Source organism: Lysinibacillus sp. NPDC097868 (genome assembly GCF_044761135.1).
In the GTDB taxonomy this organism is placed as follows: domain Bacteria; phylum Bacillota; class Bacilli; order Bacillales_A; family Planococcaceae; genus Lysinibacillus.
This window is the reverse complement of sequence record NZ_JBIWBS010000003.1, coordinates 337,015-354,580: the sequence shown is the minus strand read 5'-3', so window position 1 is coordinate 354,580 and position 17,566 is coordinate 337,015. Positions and strand designations below refer to the sequence as shown.

Sequence of the window (17,566 nt, the reverse complement as noted above, 5' to 3'; positions counted from 1 at the left end):
CGAGTACATGACTCGGTGAAGGTGCTTAGCTATCTTTTTGAATTTTTTCAAGGTATCTTTTTTGCGCAGACTTTAGAGCTACTACGACTGAACCACTTGATGGGGCATAATAGTGCTCATCTACACGAGCAATTAATTCATCAATATTGGCCGTAAGATCAAAGCCAATCAGCATACGTTTAAAGAAATCTTGTGCAAGATCAGTAACGAATGTAAATTCTGCATCAATAATTTTATGACTTTGTTGATCGATTTCTAACACAATACCAGCATGTTTGTACATCTCGTACATAGACGTGCCTTGGGGTGCCTTAGCATAAGCGGTCACTAAAATACTAGTTAATTTTTGCAAGAAAATGCCCTCCAACATGTAAAGATTGTGATTATATTTTATCATGTTTACACGTTAAAGAGCTAATTCCAAAAATTACTTAGGAGAACACATCAAGGGGGAAATTGTATGGAAAAGTTAACGAATTTTTTCACAAATGTAATGAAAAAATATTTACCAGATCCATTTGTATTTGCAATTGGACTTACATTATTAACGTTTGTATTGGCTCTACTAATTGAAGATATTAGTTTTGTGGACCTAACAACTGCCTGGGGTGGTGGCTTTTGGGATTTACTAGCATTTACAACACAAATGGCCGTTATTCTTGCAATGGGTTATGTATTAGCTACAGCACCTATAACTGATAAGTTATTAAATAAAATAGCAAGTATGGTTCATACGCCAAAAATGGCAATTATCGTGGCAACACTTGTTGGGGGTATCGGTAGTTATTTAAACTGGGGATTTGGTTTAGTAATTGGTGGGATTATCGCCAAAAAACTAGCGTTAAAAGTTAAAGGGGTCCATTATCCGCTAATCATTGCAGCTGCATATTCTGGATTCACTTTTTATGGATTAGGTTTATCTGCTTCTATTCCAATTTTAATTTCAACTCCAGGTCACTTCTTAGAAGATGCTATGGGATTAGTTACATTATCAGAAACAATTTTTAGCTTACCAATGATTATTACAACAGTTGTTTTGTTAATTACATTACCTTTATTTAATGCGATGCTACATCCAAAAGATCCTAAAAATGTTGTGGAGATTGATCCAGCATTATATGCAGACAAACCAAAAGCAAAATTAAACCTTTTGGAAGACAATACATTAGCAAGTAAATTAAATAACAGCCGCATTCTAGCTTACGCAATTGGTGTGTTAGGGCTGATTTATATAGTAATCTATTTCACAAATGGTAATTCATTAAACTTAAATATTTTAAACTTTATTATTTTATTCGTAGGAATTATTTTACTAGGCACACCTGCACGTTATGCTGAGCACTTAGCTGACGGGGTTAAAACAATTTCAGGAATCATACTGCAATTTCCATTCTACGCGGGGATTATGGCTATCATGGCCGCTTCTGGTTTAGTGGACACAATTGCCAAAATATTCGTTGACTTATCAAACGAGCATACCCTACCGTTTTGGGGGTTAATTAGCTCCTTCTTCATTAACTTCTTTGCACCATCTGCAGGAGGACACTGGACAGTACAAGGTCCATTTATGATTGAGGCAGCAAAAGAATTAGGTGCTTCTTTATCAGAAACATCAATGTCCGTTATGTTAGGGAATGCCTGGAACGATTTAGTACAACCATTCTGGATTTTACCAGCTCTGGCACTCTCTCGCTTAAAGTTAAAAGATATTATGGGCTTCCTTGTTATGATCATGTTCTTCGTGGGTGTTATTTATATTATTGCAACATTAGCTTGGTCATTTTTACTTTAGAAATTAAAGAGTAAGGATTAAAGGATTTCAGCAAAAAATTCGCTAAACTTCTGTGGAAAAGCGAGCCAAGCGAGCCTCCGCAGATGCTTTAGCATTTGAGAGGATTGCGGTTCGTCCATAGAAAGAGAGCGAATTTTTTGCATTAATAGAAGCTCATGAATCACCGGTAAGACAGTGAAAATCGCCGGTAAACCTTCGGAAAGCACCCGCCATAGCGGACAGCAACGTATGTCAAATAGTCATCCTTTTATATACAAGGGGGAAATATAAATGTCCAGCATGTATCAAGCACTTCTAGCAGAAGGTACTTTAGCCAAAAGAGAAAAAACATTGTTACTTGTAGGTTTATTTGCAGCAAGACGTGAGGAAAAACAAATGCTTTATTTCGTAAGGCAAGCAGTTGAAGCGGGCAATTCCGTCGCAGAAATTGCAGAACTAATTGCATCAGCCATTATTTCTAGAGGTATTCCTACTTGGTTATCTGGGATAGAAGCTATTTCTTACGCAATTCAGCTATCAGGAGAAGCACAGGCCATTGAAATGGGGAAAGAGGTTGATACATTTTCTTCACAGCAGGAATGTATTGATTATTATCAAGGCGAGTTTGATGTATTACCTACATGGATTCAATATTTAGTAGATTATGCACCGGATACTTTATTAAAATATAGCAATTTGCGAACAACTTCTTTACGGGATGGGTCAGTGTCTAGATTACTAAAGGAATTATTACTGTATGCTATAAACGTTTGTGATGCCTATGAAAAAGGCATTCTAATTCATAAAGGAAATGCCATTTCACTTGGAGCAAGTGTTGATGTTTTAGTTGAGGTGAAAGCATTATGTATTTATGCAGTAGGCATACAAGTAATTTGGAATGATGAGGATGGTAAAGCTTAAAGAAGGAGAACTAACAATGCAAAAAGTACTAATAATAGGCGGAGGCTTTATGGGATCGGCTATCGCGAAATATTTAAACCAATATAACGTGAATGTCTATTTATATGAGCCTAATATAGAAAGATTACAGCAATTGAAGGAGCAATCAGATTTACAACAAATCACTTTTTTACAGCAACTAGAACAAATTGATGGTTTAACATTTGTCTTTGAAGCGATTGTTGAAAATTTGCAAGCTAAACAAGCTTTATTCGAACAACTGGATTCATTTTATGAAAAAGAAGTTACGTTTTGTACCAATACATCGAGTTATCTAATTAGCGATATTGCAGTAAAAATGTTGCATAAAGAACGCTTAATCGGGACACATTTCTTTTCTCCCGCACATATTACCCCTTTAATAGAAGTAGTTCCTAGCACTTTTACATCACAGGAACGAGCAAATGCTACTATGGAATTTTTACAAAGTGTTTGTAAAAAGCCTATCTTATTGAAACGGGAAATCGAGGGCTTTGTAGCAAACAGATTGCAAAGTGCACTTGCAAGAGAAGCGATGTCTTTAGTTGAGAAGGGAATTGTAACGGCTGAAGAGTTAGACTTTATTGCTAAAATGAGTCTAGGTGTGCGATTAGCCAATACAGGGCCACTTGAGCAACGGGATATAAATGGTTTAGATACGCATTATGCCATTGTCGATCATGTATACCCAACTTTAGAGAATGGTACGAAACCACTTGCGATACATCATGCGAAAATAGAAGCAAAACAATATGGTATGAAAACCAATCAAGGCTTTTACGATTGGTCATCCATCGATAAACAACAATATTTAGCGCAAAAAGAAAAGACTTTAATAGATATTATTAAATTGGTTCAGTAGAGGGTCAATTTAAAGGCAGCAAATATGAAATGAGAATAGGAGTAGATATAGCGATGGAATATCAAGCATTAGTAAAGTGTTCAACAAAGAAACACGATGTTCAGTTTAAAACCTATTCTGTCCCTGAGTTAAATAGTAATGAATGTTTACTAAAGGTAAATGCCGTTGGTATTTGTGGGAGCGACTTGCATATGTATGATGGGCATGGTGGCTATGACTGGGTCACTTACCCACTTGTGCTGGGGCATGAAGTAACTGGAACAGTAATAGCTATGGGGACTGCCGGTGATCAAGCATTTTTAAATAAAAGAGTGGTTATTAACCCATATAAAAGCTGTGGTGTATGTGATTATTGTCAACGTGGCGAAACGAATTGCTGTGATTTTAATGATTATAAATTGATAAAAACACCGACGGAGGCCCTTCGATATGGATTTCGTGAGGCCGGTGGCATGGCACAGTATATGGTAGTCGATGTTAATAATATTATTGAAATTGACGACGCCGTAAGTGATGAAGTGGCAGCTATTTCAGAAGCTTTAGCAGTGAGTTATACGGCAGTTTTAAAAGTAGCTGATTACAAGAAAAAGTCTATTTTAGTAATTGGGCCTGGACCAATAGGGTTAGGGGTAGCTGCAATCTTAGTAGGGGCAGGTAATGAAGAAACACATATGCTAGGAGTCCCACAAGATCAAAGTCGTTTGCAGTTAGCAAAAGAGATAGGTGTACATGCTACATTTGTTGCTACGGAGGAACTTATCCACGATAATTTTTCAGGCTATGATGCAATTATTGACTGCTCTGGACATCCAACTATTCCGAAAGAAGCTATTCGTTTACTGAAACGTGGTGGTCAGCTTGTATTAGTCGGTATCAATTCTGCTGAGTTTACTGTTCCAATGGATCAAATTGTACGTGGTGAAATAATGATTAAAGGCAGTTATGGCATTACACAGGCTAATTATGAAGCGGTTTTACAAATGGCTGCGGATACAAAATATCCATTTAATAAGTTAATCGCACATACGGTCCCATTTAAAGATAGTCTTCATGGTTTTGAAAGTGCGCTTAATAAAGTAAATGGAAAAGTTGTGATTCATTTTAAGGAGGAAAAATAAATGAAAATTATTGATTTAACATTAGAAATTTATGATGGCTTAGTTTCTTATACATCACATCCACCGATTGCTATACAAGAAGAATCCACTTTTGATAATTCCGGTCATCGTTACGTAGCACCATGTGAAGGATTTGAATCTCGCTTTTTACGTATGTCCGATCATAGCGGGACACATATTGACGCGCCACTTCACTTTATAAGAGGTGGGGAATCTACGGCTGAAATGGATTTAACAAAAACTTATGGAGATGCTGTCTTACTTGATGTATCCCCTTTCAAAGATCCGTTTGAACCTGTTACAGCAGAGATGCTTTCACTGGCTGAGCAAGGACAAGGAATCACTGTACAGCAAGGTGATATTGTATTAGTACGAACACGCACAGCAAAGTGGGGACAAGGGGACTTTTTTGAAGAGCACGCTTTTGCTACTTGTGCAGGTGATTGGTTATTTGAGAAACAAGTAAAATGCATTGGTCTTGATTTAGCGAATATAGATGTTCATGACAATATGAAACGCGAAGTGCATCTAAAGCTGCTAAGTGTTCCTATTTATATAGTAGAAAACCTAGTCAACCTTGAACAGCTACCTTTAAATGACCGTTTTACTTTTATGGCACTGCCGCTTAAATTGAAAAACTCCACTGCATCTCCAGTAAGAGCTGTCGCATATGTGAAGTAACGTGAATAACAGGAAGAGAGGGCATATAAGCCTTCTCTTTTTTTGTGTGATCTAAAACTATTCAAATTTCAAAAACTAGACTCCTGCTCCTAAAAAGCCTAAGCTGCGGTGAGTTTAATATCAATATTCCTGGTTTTAACCATAAAAATAGTAAAAGAACATTGCCTCGAAATTTCTTCTAGTGTTAAATTATTTGAGCAGTAAGAAGACATCTGCATGTCACTTAAAATATGTATATTTTTACATGAGCAAAATCTAACATAGCTTTTTCTTTTTTGGACAACCTAATTTAGAAATAATAGCATGAGGTGATGATCATGATTGTGGAGAGGTCGTCCGATTGGCAAGAAGGCTTTTTAAATAGGCTAGAAAATCATGAAAAATGGCATAGTTGGACTTTGTACAAAATGAACTATGAAATTGTAAAAATGAATTTAATTCCGGAATTTACTGGTTTACAAGCACCTAAAGTTTTACCGAAGCTAACACCACTTGCCCATCAGCTAGAAGCAGCGCAAACCGTTATAGAACGAATGAACGGGAAAGCGATACTTGCCGATGAGGTGGGGCTTGGTAAAACAATTGAAGCAGGCTTAATACTAAAGGAATACATGATAAGAGGGCTTGTGAAAAAAGCTCTGATTTTAGCACCTGCTTCTCTTATCAATCAATGGATTGAAGAATTGAATCAAAAATTTCACATTCCAGCTGTAGCGTATAAAAAAAATTGCCCGATAGAGCGTTACGATATTGTTATTATGAGCATGGATACGGCAAAAAAAAGCCCACATAAAGAACTAATTTATGCGCAAAATTATGACATGATTATTATTGACGAGGCACATAAATTAAAAAACCATAAAACACAAATTTATGAATTTGTGCAAGGACTAAAGAAGAAGTTTTGCTTATTATTAACGGCTACACCGATTCAAAATGATGTTTTTGAGCTTTATTATCTTATTTCTTTACTGAAGCCAGGTCACCTTGGCAATTATGAGACATTCCAATCTGCGTTTTCAGCAAGCAAGCACGATTTACAGCACGATGACTATTTAAAAGAACTAGTCAACCAGGTGATGGTAAGAAATCGAAGAGAGGACACAGGCATTGAGTGGACCAATAGACGTGTTCAAATTGTCCCTATCCATTTTAGCCCTGAGGAAATGGAGGTTTATCATTTACTTGGTTCGCTTACGTCTACAGGTTCCTTTTCATTAATTACTTTGCAAAAAGAAATGTGTAGCAGCAAAGAGGCAACGGCTTTAACACTGTCTAAAATGCTAGAAAATAGTTCGGAACGCGATGAGCTAGAAGCAATTCTAGCAAAGGTTATGGCTTTAGAAGTGAATTCTAAGGCTGAGAAGACGCTTGAAATTATTGAACAGGCTAAAGACAAAGTCATTATTTTTACTGAATACCGTGCAACTCAAATTTATTTACAATGGTATTTACATTCGCATGGTATTACGAGTGTTTTGTTTAATGGTAAGTTCAATAAAAATAAGCGCGATTACATGAAGCATATATTTAAGGAAAAAGCACAAGTATTGATTGCAACAGAGGCAGGCGGAGAAGGGATCAACCTTCAATTTTGCCATCATGTTATTAACTACGATTTGCCTTGGAATCCAATGAAGCTTGAGCAACGCATAGGTCGTGTTCACCGTTTAGGACAAGAACATGATGTTCATATTTATAATCTTGCTGTAGAAGATACGATTGAAAAGGATATTCTGGCACTACTGCATACAAAAATTGATGTCTTTGAAAAGGTAGTAGGAGACTTAGATGCAATCTTAACGAATTTCAAAAAATCTGTTTAACCTGCTTCAGTAAAAAACCTTAATTAAGTTAAATGTTGCAGCGGATGACACAGATTTTAAGAGGAGCTTTTCGAGCAGGCATGGAAAAATGTGGACGCCATTACGCTGAGGTGTAATTGATATTGAAAGGGGAGTGGGGCATGTATCCACAACAGGTTCACAGTTATTTACGACAATTTTTCTTTGAAAATGAATGCGATATAGTAGGTGATAGTGACCATTACCTAACAGTACAATTAACGATTGCTATTGATAAAAGAATTATGAATCGCCCCTTTTACTGGCAATACGTAGAAGCAACGAATGGCGAACCTAACCCTGCACAAGTTACCTTTATAACAGATCAAAGTGCACTATCAGAAAAAATAATCGGGGAGGTCGTGCATTTTGGTTCTCCAAGGCTAAATCAATTGTTTCAAGCTACGAGAGAGCTAGGAACTTTTGTTCAAATGTTTCAAAAAATAGATGCAGGTACAGGGCAAGTCATGCTTACGCCTTGGCTTGGGGTAAATTATAAAGTATCGTATTGTTGCGATCGAACGAAAGAAATGATGTACTCTTTTGGGATTAATTTACTGACAGGGACGATAAATGATAATTTCCATGAAACAATAAATCATATTGACTGGGATATTACGCAGTCAGAAGATGCCTTTTATGTACAATATATAATTAAGCCTTTACGGGCACTTCAACGCTTGGATGAAGCTATTGATGCAATTATCCAACAGGATGATCATACATGGGCTGAGCAAGCAAAAAAGAGATGGCAACGAGATCAACGTGTATTAGATTATTTTTATGAAGATGTGGAAGAAAAGCCAGAGTGTTATGAAGTTGAGAAAAAAGCTTTAGAAGAACAATACGATGCAAAAATTAAGATTGAAATTATAAATGGTGGATTATTTTATATGAGATAAGAAAGTAAGCCGCAACGATTGCTAATGCAAATTGTTGCGGCCTATTTTTGCTGCTGTCATAGAAATTGTGCTAGTCTTTTTCAATAATGTTTTGTAATTGTGCCAGCTTATTATCCCAAAATAAATGAAAGTATTGTAACCAATCTTCAATTTCTTTTAAGCGATTGATGTGTAAAGTGTAAATTTTTTCCCGGCCTTTCTTTTGGGCTGATACTAGCTTGGCTTGTTCTAATATGTGTAAATGTTTAACGACAGCAGTTCTGCTAATCGTAAAATGCTCTGAAATAACAGCAATTGGTTTATCGCTTTCGGCTAGCAGTTGTAGTACATGACGTCTTGTTGGATCAGCAATTGCTTGGAAAACATCATACTGTTCTGCAAGCTGTGTCATTGTGTTTCTACAATCTCTTTTAATTTTTTACCAACAAGCATTGTCCAACCGCCATCCATATTTTGACGAACAGCTTCCGCAGGCATATTAGCTTTTGGAATAATATGAGATGCTTCTTTCCAGCCACCATGAGTTAATGTAAATTCTGTTTGCTCCCCAGCTTGCTTTAACTCAAATGTGACAAACCAACCATCAGTATCCCATGCAAAACGTACAAAATGAGGTGCATCTACCTTTTCCACTTTACATGGCGATGGTCCAAATGGAGATTGTAGTGTAAATTCATGCCCTTCCACTGGTTTAAAATCATTTGGCATAAACCACGAGCCAAGCTTTTCGGCATTTGTAACCGTTTCCCATGCCTTCTCGATAGGCGCATTAAGTGTAACTGTTTTAACAATATTTTGTAATTGCTCAAGCATTTTATAGTCTCCTCTTTTTTAAAAATATAACCATAAGGTGTTATGAATATATAACACCTTATGGTTATATGTCAATCGTAAAGGATATGGAAAGTTTTTTTAAGTGGTATCTTTTTCAGACCGGTTACGTATGGTAGAATTATTTTTATAATTTTCAGACGAATTGGAGGCGATTGGCATGGAGAATATTCCGATGTTTTTATTGATGTGTATTTTATTAATCATTTTACCTGGACCCGATACTGCGATAGCGACGAAAAATACTTTAACAGTTAATAAAAAGGGTGGCTTACAAACAATACTTGGCTCATGCTGCGGATTATTTATTCATACATTAGCTGCGGTTATCGGACTCTCTGCAATTATTGTAAAGTCAGCCTATATATTTGCTATTTTAAAATACGTTGGAGCGGTGTATTTATGCTATTTAGGTGTGAAGACATTATGGACTTTAAAAACAATTCGCACGCAGTCTCCAGTCGTAAATGATGACACTCAAATTGACATTAAGTATGGGAATCAATCATGCTTTAAGCAAGGATTCTTAACAAATGTTTCAAATCCAAAGGTAGCAGTGTTTTTTTTAACGTTCTTACCACAATTTGTAGATGGCTCAAACAGTACATTTTTCCCTTTTCTGCTGATGGGACTTATTTATACCGCCTTAACGGCTTTATGGTTTATCTTCTATGTATATTTATTAGATAAAATTAGTGCTTTTATGAAGAAGCCTATGACGAAAGCAGTAATCGAGGGCCTAACAGGAACAGTTCTAATTGGCTTTGGCATTAAATTAGCGTTAGAGAAGGCTTAGGTGCCAGGCACTCAAACAATTTCCTACGCAAATGATGCATTCTATAACTATCCAAGGAAAAATCCACGAAGACTCCTGCGGGAACAGCACATTGTAAGACGCAACAGACCGCGCGATAGCGAGGGTTGCGGCTTACAATGTGCCCGCGGAAAGCGAAGTGGATTTTTCTGATTTAGGACCAGTATTATGCGAAGTATTTTTGCGAGGTGTCAGGCACTCAAACAATTTATTTAAAAAAAAGACTGCAGACAGTTCCAAATTTCTTTGGAGTTTATCTACAGCCTGAGACAACGAGAATATAAGTCTCGATATCTTTATTAACATTTTAATACTAATTGTACGTGCAAACCTTTTTAATCAGCTAAAAAGGTTATTATTTTTGTTGGTTTGCAGCCCAAACATTTGTATCTGCAATAGTTGGGTTAGCAATGTAATGGCCACCTTCAATTTGAAGAGTTTGACCAGTCATAAATTTAGATTCATCAGAAGCTAAGAATACTACTGCGTAACCGATATCATCTGCTTCACCATTGTATGGTAGGGCATTGTATTTTGTGAAAATTTCTAGTAAATCTTTTGGTAAATTGTTTTTAGCTGCAGGAGTTAAAATTAATCCTGGTGCTACAGCATTACAACGGATTTTATCTTTACCGTATTGAGTTGCAATATATTTAGTTAAGTGAACTACGCCAGCTTTTGTTGTACCGTAAGCTGTACGAATTTGGTCACTTGCAAATCCACCCATAGAAGCAGTGTTAATGATAGAACCACCACCAGCTTTTTGCATATGTGGAATAGCGAAACGGCTACCAAGTAATACTGATTTTAAGTTGATATTTACTAGGCGATCAAATTCTTCTAAATCCATGTTTACTACATCTAAATCTTTTTGTAAGTTTGTTGAACCTACATTGTTATATAGTACTGTTAAAGAACCGAATTGCTCAACAGTGAATTCTACTGCTGCTTTGATTGAATCAGCATCGCCAGCATCTAAAAATACTGCAGCTGCTTCATAGCCTTCTTTTACTAATGCTGCAGCAATCTCTTTTGCCCCTTCAAGATTATAGTCAGCAATAACAACTTTTGCTCCTTCTTTCGCTAACAAAGTTGCTGCTGATAAACCGATACCTGACGCTCCGCCAGTAACAAGTGCTACTTTATTTTCAACACGTTTCATAATAATATTCCTCCTAGTTTGAGTGATAAACTGAGTATTGACAGTTAAACATAAATCATACTCATTACTACTTCATTTAATTGACAATAGATAGTTTACCACTAAACTAAAAAGATTTGAAATAAAAAGCATAGATTGTTCTCTTTTTTTCGCTTATGTAGAAGGGCTAAAATTAGAATTAGGCCTAGCGCGAGTATCATCTTACGTTAAATTCCGCGTATGTTATGTAGTATAGAAATATTATTTTATAGTTGCTTAGAATTCGTAAAAATAAGCTTTTTTAATCGTTCCTCCATAATCTTTTTCTTTTCTAGGCGGTCCTTTCTGATATAAAACATTCTTCGTAACAAGAATACTCCTAATATAATGGCACAAAAAATAATTAAAAAAATTAGCATCCGTAAAATCCTTCTTTATTTTATTTAATAGAACAGTGGCGCTAGTGTGATAGCAGTTATCTCCTAACTTTTATGGAATTGCGACAAAATACTTATATGTTAATAGTAAGATAAAGTCTTAAAAGCGCCCAACTAGTCAAATATATAGATTTTTGAAGGAATTATCCATAAATAAATCTTTTGAATGAAACAAAATTCCTGCATTGATGTTTCCGATTTTCATTGCGAAATGCTAAAAGGCTATATCGGTTTGAAGGATTCATATGAAAACCTTCACGTTCTTAGTTTTATTGGGTTGCGTTTTCAAAGAAGGATTAAAGGATTATTAAGAGAATTTATTACTAATTAATACTTTAATGAATTTTTCCATAACAAATTAGAATAAATAAGGGGTTTTCATATGGAGCTACGAGATTTAAAGGCGTTTATGGCAGTAGTAGAACATGGAAGTTTTACGAAAGCAGCGAGTGAAAGTTTTGTATCACAGCCCTCATTAAGTAAAAGCATTAAAAAATTAGAAGATAATCTACATGTTGAGTTATTAAATCGTTCTACACGACATGTTGAGTTAACGGATGCTGGCAATATCGTTTATCAACAAGGTCAAAAAATTATGCGTTCTGTCCATGATTTGCACATATTGCTAGACGATTTAGTAAACATCAAAACGGGGTCTATTAAATTGGGCATCCCTCCGCTAATTGGCACTTTGTTTTTCCCTGAAATTGCCCGTAAGTTTCATCAACAATATCCAAATGTCCATTTAGAGCTAGTCGAGCGTGGAGCAAAATTAGTTGGTACTTTAGTGGAAAGTGGAGAAGTGGATATGGGCATAGTTGTGTTACCTACCGACGAGCGGAAATTTATTGTCCAATCTTTCGTTGAAGATCAATTTTTTGTTTTCATTAATGAACAACACCCATTAGCGAAGCAAGATCACATTTTATTGCAAGAGTTAAAAAATGAATCATTTATTATTTTTACAGAGGAATTTTCATTACATGATTATGTTATTAAATCATGTAAAAGTGCAGGGTTTACACCAATAATTGGTTACAAAAGCTCTCAATGGGATTTAATTGTTGAGCTAGTATCCTCAAATTTAGGCGTGACCCTTTTGCCTTATTCTATTGCAGCAAAGCAAACTAATCGGAATGTGAAGATTATTCCATTACTGAACTTTTATATGCCGTGGCGTCTCGGTGTAATTACGAAAAAAAATACATATCAATCTTATGCTTTAAAGCAATTATTAAAGACAATTCGAACGGAAGAAGATTAGCATCCTTTGATTTATGCAGAATAAGCATAAATGCCATTCCAATTAATTCCTTTACTTATAAAACAAGAATGATGTAGAATTTTCCTTAATAAACGAGCAATTTTAGGGGGTTTCGATATGAGGAACGGGAAAGTATGGAATTCGTTTGAGGAAGCCGTTGCGGATATAAATGATGGTGCTACGTTAGCAGTAGGGGGATTCGGTTTAAGTGGTATTCCTGAAAAGGCTATTGCCGCGTTACAACAAAAGGGAACAAAGGATTTAACCGTGATTAGTAATAACTGCGGTGTAGATAATTGGGGATTAGGGTTATTACTAGCGAATAAACAAATAAAAAAAATGATCGCTTCCTATGTTGGAGAAAATAAAATTTTTGAACAGCAATTTTTAAGTGGTGAGCTAGAAGTTGAACTTGCACCACAAGGAACATTGGCAGAGCGTTTGCGAGCTGGAGGAGCGGGTATTCCAGGTTTTTATACAGCTACAGGGGTTGGAACGCCAATTGCTGAAGGCAAAGAAGTAAAAGTTTTCGATGGCAAGGAATATATTTTAGAAGAAGGAATTGTTGCAGACTTTGCTCTTGTCAAAGCGTGGAAGGCAGACAAGCTAGGCAATTTAATTTATCGAAAAACATCGCGTAATTTTAATCCGTTAGCAGCAATGGCAGGCAAAATTACAATTGCGGAAGTGGAAGAAATTGTAGAAGTGGGCGAACTAGATCCAGATCATATCCACACACCAGGTGTCTTCGTGCAACGTGTTTTACTCGGTGAAAACTATGAAAAACGTATTGAACGTTTGACTGTTAAAAAGGAGGAAGCATGATGGTGGATACAAGATATAAAATTGTGAATAGAGCTGTCCGAGAAATTCAAAATGGCATGAATGTCAATTTAGGTATCGGTATTCCAACACTTATTGCGAATGCCATTCCTGCTAATTATGAGGTGCTTTTACAATCCGAAAATGGCCTCCTTGGAATTGGCCCTTATCCAGAGGAAAGCGCAGTAGATGCTGACCTCATAAATGCTGGGAAAGAAACAGTGACAGCTGTTCCAGGAGCATCCTTTTTTGATAGCGCTGAGTCCTTTGCAATGATTCGTGGTGGGCATATTGATCTTGCTATTTTAGGTGGTATGGAAGTTTCCGAAACAGGTGATCTTGCCAATTGGATGATTCCAGGGAAAATGGTGAAGGGCATGGGAGGCGCCATGGATCTTGTTGTCGGCGCGAAAAGAGTTATTGTTGTGATGGAGCATGTGAACAAAAACGGAGAGTCAAAAATTAAAAAGCAGTGTGAGTTACCGTTAACAGGTAAAGGTGTTGTGCACAGATTAATAACGGACTTAGCTGTTTTTGATTTTACAGCTACAGGAATGCAACTAATCGAATTAGCAGAGGGTGTAACATTGGAGGAAGTAAAGGCAAAAACTGCTGCTTCATTTGATGTTGCGTTATCCTAATAATTTAAAAGAGACCAGTTTACTTTGTGGGAAGTAAGCTGGTTACTTTTAATTTTACAGTATCGTTTAGGAGAGTGGGAAATTGCTTGGGATGCATCAGTTTTTAACCGAAATAATAAAACAGTTTAATAGTCCAGATAGAGAAGAAAGACCATTCATTGTTGCAATTGATGGATTAGGTGGGGCAGGAAAAACAACCTTTGTAAATAAGCTAGCTAGCGCATTGGAAAATGATTGCATGATTAATGTTCTGCAAATAGATGATTACATTGTAGAAAGTGAAAAACGATACAATACAGGCAATGAAGAATGGTTTGAATATTATTATTTACAATGGGATATAAAATTCATAAAACAATGCTTTTTAAAAATACATAATGGTCATCAAGAGTTAATACTCCCTTTTTATAATCGCGCAATGAATACAGTCATAAATATTAAAAAGCTACTTGTACCAAATAGTATTCTTTTAATAGAAGGAGTCTTTCTGCAGCGCAAAGAATGGAGGGGATTTTATGATTATACGATATTTTTAGAATGTCCAAGACATGTTAGGGAAGACAGAGTTTTAAAGCGTGATTCGTATATAGGGGATGTATCAGCAATAAGGAAGAAGTATGAAAACAGATATTGGGTAGCGGAAGAGTATTACTTAAAAAAGGAAGTACCATTACAAAAAGCGGATATAATATGGCACGCGCAATAGAACTCAGACTATTGACTGTTCTCCTCTCAGGTTTTCCCATTATATAATCGACCTAGAAGGAGAGATGGCGATGAAAGAACAATGGGCAAAGGAAGTTGTACAAGTTCGTATTGCAAGACCGACTCATCAATTAAAGGCAATAGAAAGGTTTTATTGTGAGGGTGTAGGTTTAGACAAAATAGGCTCATTTAAAGGGCATCGTGGCTACGATGGGATTATGATTGGTCTGCCGAATGCAAATTATCATTTGGAATTTACTGAGCACGTTGATGGAAGCCCATGTCCTGCACCGACAAAAGATAATCTTTTTGTGCTTTACATGCCAAACATTGAAGCAATCCAACGCATTGGGCAACGACTGTCGCAGATGGGCTATCCAGCAGTAGAGCCAGAAAATCTTTATTGGGCAGAAAAAGGTGTAACAATTGAAGACCCGGATGGCTGGCGTCTCGTATTAATGAATACTGAGGGCATATAAATTTTATATTGGTAAAGAACAACATGTGTCATCTTTACTTTAATATCGAGGGAAGCCATACATATATCGACTATTAAAAGAAGTTGGGACAGTAGGAAAAAGCGATAGATTGACTGCCATCAATCTATCGCTTTATGCTCTACCGTTGTTGTCCGCTCCGGCGGTCGCTTTCCGTGGGCACAACGTAAGCCGCAACCCTCGCTAACGCGCGGCCTGTTGCGTCTTACGTTTTGTGCGTTCCCGCAGGAGTCGCCGCCTCCGCTCCCAACAACTAGGGCTCTCTTCTAAATTTTAATTTTTGCAAAAGAAAGAAAATCTAGCTTTCATTTTACATGGCGAAAATTTACAAATACCTTTGTCCCAATATCTCTTTGATTTGTTAATCTCCTAAAGCTGGGTTTTCTTTATATTCAGTGGCAATGGATTCTATATTTAATTGTGAATAGTCGGCCCAATTGACGGTTCTAAAATCTTCTTCATCAAAATAAACGCTTAATACTTTCGTCATTTCTTCATTACTATTAGCACCTGTTAATGGGGCAAACCAAATAATCGAAGGTGTTTTCACATTTTTTAGTTTCGAAAGCTCAGCAAATATTCTCCCAGAATCTTTCAGCATCTGATTTTTCGACCCTTCTCGTACATCTGTATCTTGAATCGATATAGTAACAATTCCTTTTGTTTCTTCTACAGTGAATTTATTTTTAACCACTGCCCCCACGATATCCTTTATAGATGTGTCTTGATCGACTGCTACTTCCTTCGGTTCTGCATTTTTCCCACAGGCTGATAGTAATAATGTGAATAATACTAAGAAATAAAGTAGTTTTTTCATGTTCATGCCTCCCTTGTTACTCCATATATGTTCAAATTGCGTATGAATTATACAAGGGGAAAGGGAGTTAGATTATTTTTTCTAACGAATGAAAGAAAATCATCTTCCGTGCATTGCTAACTACCCGAAAGTGAAAGGCATGCGTAACGTATGTTATCCATTTCTTATTAATTGGACAATAAATAAAACAATAAATAATAAACACATCGCTATGCCCATATACAAACATTTGTAAAAAGCTTTATTGTCCGTTCCTTTGTAATCAAAACCACGATTTAATATGACGAGTCCAAAAAGGACCATGATTAAATTTAAAAATAGTGGATTGAATCCAGCAGGAACGACAAGTGAAAACATCGAAATTATTAACATGAGATGTATGTACTTTCTTATAGGATGGATAAATTTAATCTTTTTAAAAGGTTTCAAAATATCACTCCTTAAAAAACATAAGATTTAGCATAAATAGATAGAGATACAACAAAAATTATACAATATTATTTAACTCTTATACTAAAAACGAAAGACGAACTTCCTTTGTCCCATCTGCTGGAAACAGAGTAAATATAGATACCTTTTTCTTGAGGTGCAGAAAAAACATCGCCTTCTACTTTTACTAGTGGACTCTCGCTATTATTCATCCATTTTTCTACTTCTATTTCATCAATGGGTGGCTTTTTAAAATGGATTTTTATTTGGCTATTAGGGGGCACAGAAATGGGCGTGATTTTTTTATTTTCTAGTAGTTCTGGAGGCGAAATTTTATCAACACATTCATATCCAACGATCTTATTCCAACAATATGAACCTTGTACTAGTGTTATTTTTTTCCCCTCTGCCGATACAATTGGCTTAGCAGGACCGGAGTTAAGTGAAATAATCATTAATGTAATTCCAACAATAAATAGGATGCTTATTATTCCCTTTAAACTTCTAATAGTAATTCCTCCTGACTTGTATGGACATCTATTATGACAATCGGACATAAATAAAAATAATATCAACCGAAAACAAAAGGATGTTGTTTCTAGTTGATATTATTTCATCAAGTTCTATTTATTTGCTTACTACATCAAGGCACCAGGAGAAATTATCCCATGCTGAATACCAACCGTTGAAAACTTCTGATGAATCATCCCAACGAACTTCGAACTTTTTATGACCTTCGATATCTAGTAAATATAAAGCTAACGTATCATCCGCTTTAGAGACAGCTATTTTCATACCGTTTTGAAGTTCTTCTTCAGTGAATGGTACATCCGAAACCGAACGTAGTTGCGCTTGTTCAAATACTTGTTTGTTAATAATTCTGTAATTCATAATAAACCTCCAATAAAACTTTCTTGAATTTTAAATTTAAATTTTACGTGCCAATAACAGGACTATAAAAGTATATCCTATATTCATTCAGTAAAGAAAACAAAATAATAATTAACCAGGCTTTTTTTTGTCTAAATTGTTGCTTATAGTGTATCAGTGA

General features: G+C 36.0%; 20 protein-coding genes. 13 read left to right on the top strand and 7 right to left on the bottom strand.

Going from position 1 to position 17,566, the window contains the following annotated elements; genetic code table 11:
- Positions 1 to 25: 25 nt before the first annotated feature.
- Positions 26 to 352, bottom strand: coding sequence for a DUF3870 domain-containing protein (locus ACIQXJ_RS18615; RefSeq protein WP_173478792.1), 327 nt, complete (start codon positions 350 to 352; stop codon positions 26 to 28).
- A gap of 108 nt (positions 353 to 460) precedes the next feature.
- Here ACIQXJ_RS18615 and ACIQXJ_RS18610 point away from each other — a divergent pair, with 108 nt between their 5' ends.
- The 7 genes from ACIQXJ_RS18610 (at position 461) to ACIQXJ_RS18580 (ending at position 8,117) form a co-directional block, all read left to right on the top strand.
- Positions 461 to 1,792 carry a short-chain fatty acid transporter gene (locus tag ACIQXJ_RS18610; RefSeq protein WP_403055684.1) on the top strand — a complete coding sequence of 444 codons (1,332 nt, stop codon included), beginning with the start codon at positions 461 to 463 and terminating at the stop codon, positions 1,790 to 1,792.
- A gap of 270 nt (positions 1,793 to 2,062) precedes the next feature.
- Entirely contained in the window at positions 2,063 to 2,692 is a 630-nt protein-coding gene (locus ACIQXJ_RS18605) for a carboxymuconolactone decarboxylase family protein (RefSeq protein ID WP_403055686.1), read from the top strand.
- A 16-nt stretch (positions 2,693 to 2,708) separates the two neighbouring features.
- Entirely contained in the window at positions 2,709 to 3,572 is an 864-nt protein-coding gene (locus tag ACIQXJ_RS18600) for a 3-hydroxyacyl-CoA dehydrogenase NAD-binding domain-containing protein (protein ID WP_403055688.1), read from the top strand.
- A gap of 53 nt (positions 3,573 to 3,625) precedes the next feature.
- Complete coding sequence (locus tag ACIQXJ_RS18595; RefSeq protein WP_403055690.1) at positions 3,626 to 4,690, top strand: zinc-dependent alcohol dehydrogenase; 1,065 nt, start codon at positions 3,626 to 3,628, stop codon at positions 4,688 to 4,690.
- Positions 4,691 to 5,371, top strand: coding sequence for a cyclase family protein (locus ACIQXJ_RS18590; RefSeq protein WP_403055692.1), 681 nt, complete (start codon positions 4,691 to 4,693; stop codon positions 5,369 to 5,371). It abuts the gene before it with no gap.
- Between the two features lie 311 nt (positions 5,372 to 5,682).
- Entirely contained in the window at positions 5,683 to 7,197 is a 1,515-nt protein-coding gene (locus ACIQXJ_RS18585) for a DEAD/DEAH box helicase (RefSeq protein ID WP_403055694.1), read from the top strand.
- Between the two features lie 140 nt (positions 7,198 to 7,337).
- Complete coding sequence (locus ACIQXJ_RS18580) at positions 7,338 to 8,117, top strand: YqhG family protein (RefSeq protein WP_403055696.1); 780 nt, start codon at positions 7,338 to 7,340, stop codon at positions 8,115 to 8,117.
- A 70-nt stretch (positions 8,118 to 8,187) separates the two neighbouring features.
- Here the strand turns inward: ACIQXJ_RS18580 and ACIQXJ_RS18575 are convergent, their stop codons facing one another.
- Together ACIQXJ_RS18575 and ACIQXJ_RS18570 are read right to left on the bottom strand one after the other, a co-directional pair.
- The gene (locus ACIQXJ_RS18575; RefSeq protein WP_403055698.1) at positions 8,188 to 8,508 is read right to left on the bottom strand and encodes an ArsR/SmtB family transcription factor; all 321 of its coding nucleotides are present in this window, start codon (positions 8,506 to 8,508) and stop codon (positions 8,188 to 8,190) included.
- Positions 8,505 to 8,930, bottom strand: a complete 426-nt coding sequence (locus ACIQXJ_RS18570; protein ID WP_403055700.1) for an SRPBCC family protein — start codon at positions 8,928 to 8,930, stop codon at positions 8,505 to 8,507. Before ACIQXJ_RS18570 ends, ACIQXJ_RS18575 begins: the two co-directional genes overlap by 4 nt.
- A 178-nt stretch (positions 8,931 to 9,108) precedes the next feature.
- Between ACIQXJ_RS18570 and ACIQXJ_RS18565 the strand changes: the two genes are divergently transcribed.
- Positions 9,109 to 9,744, top strand: coding sequence for a LysE family translocator (locus ACIQXJ_RS18565; RefSeq protein WP_403055702.1), 636 nt, complete (start codon positions 9,109 to 9,111; stop codon positions 9,742 to 9,744).
- Positions 9,745 to 10,117: 373 nt separating this feature from the next.
- Here ACIQXJ_RS18565 and ACIQXJ_RS18560 read toward each other — a convergent pair whose 3' ends face one another.
- On the bottom strand, positions 10,118 to 10,924 hold the full coding sequence (locus ACIQXJ_RS18560; protein WP_403055704.1) for an SDR family NAD(P)-dependent oxidoreductase: 807 nt from the start codon (positions 10,922 to 10,924) through the stop codon (positions 10,118 to 10,120).
- Between the two features lie 798 nt (positions 10,925 to 11,722).
- On the opposite strand from ACIQXJ_RS18560, the gene ACIQXJ_RS18555 reads away from it, so the two are divergent.
- From ACIQXJ_RS18555 to ACIQXJ_RS18535, 5 genes are all read left to right on the top strand, one after another.
- Entirely contained in the window at positions 11,723 to 12,604 is an 882-nt protein-coding gene (locus ACIQXJ_RS18555; protein ID WP_403055706.1) for a LysR family transcriptional regulator, read from the top strand.
- 117 nt (positions 12,605 to 12,721) lie between these two features.
- Positions 12,722 to 13,429, top strand: coding sequence for a CoA transferase subunit A (locus ACIQXJ_RS18550; protein ID WP_403055708.1), 708 nt, complete (start codon positions 12,722 to 12,724; stop codon positions 13,427 to 13,429).
- Entirely contained in the window at positions 13,429 to 14,067 is a 639-nt protein-coding gene (locus ACIQXJ_RS18545; RefSeq protein WP_403055710.1) for a 3-oxoacid CoA-transferase subunit B, read from the top strand. Before ACIQXJ_RS18550 ends, ACIQXJ_RS18545 begins: the two co-directional genes overlap by 1 nt.
- A gap of 91 nt (positions 14,068 to 14,158) precedes the next feature.
- Positions 14,159 to 14,773 carry a kinase gene (locus ACIQXJ_RS18540; protein WP_403056411.1) on the top strand — a complete coding sequence of 205 codons (615 nt, stop codon included), beginning with the start codon at positions 14,159 to 14,161 and terminating at the stop codon, positions 14,771 to 14,773.
- A 70-nt stretch (positions 14,774 to 14,843) separates the two neighbouring features.
- Positions 14,844 to 15,251, top strand: coding sequence for a VOC family protein (locus ACIQXJ_RS18535; RefSeq protein ID WP_403055711.1), 408 nt, complete (start codon positions 14,844 to 14,846; stop codon positions 15,249 to 15,251).
- Positions 15,252 to 15,630: 379 nt separating this feature from the next.
- On the opposite strand, the gene ACIQXJ_RS18530 is transcribed toward ACIQXJ_RS18535, so the two are convergent.
- From ACIQXJ_RS18530 to ACIQXJ_RS18520, 3 genes are all read right to left on the bottom strand, one after another.
- Complete coding sequence (locus ACIQXJ_RS18530) at positions 15,631 to 16,086, bottom strand: hypothetical protein (RefSeq protein WP_403055713.1); 456 nt, start codon at positions 16,084 to 16,086, stop codon at positions 15,631 to 15,633.
- A gap of 497 nt (positions 16,087 to 16,583) precedes the next feature.
- Positions 16,584 to 16,970, bottom strand: coding sequence for a hypothetical protein (locus ACIQXJ_RS18525; RefSeq protein ID WP_403055715.1), 387 nt, complete (start codon positions 16,968 to 16,970; stop codon positions 16,584 to 16,586).
- 172 nt (positions 16,971 to 17,142) lie between these two features.
- Positions 17,143 to 17,406: a hypothetical protein gene (locus ACIQXJ_RS18520; RefSeq protein WP_173478775.1), complete on the bottom strand. Its 264-nt coding sequence runs from the start codon at positions 17,404 to 17,406 to the stop codon at positions 17,143 to 17,145.
- Between the last annotated feature and the right edge of the window lie 160 nt (positions 17,407 to 17,566).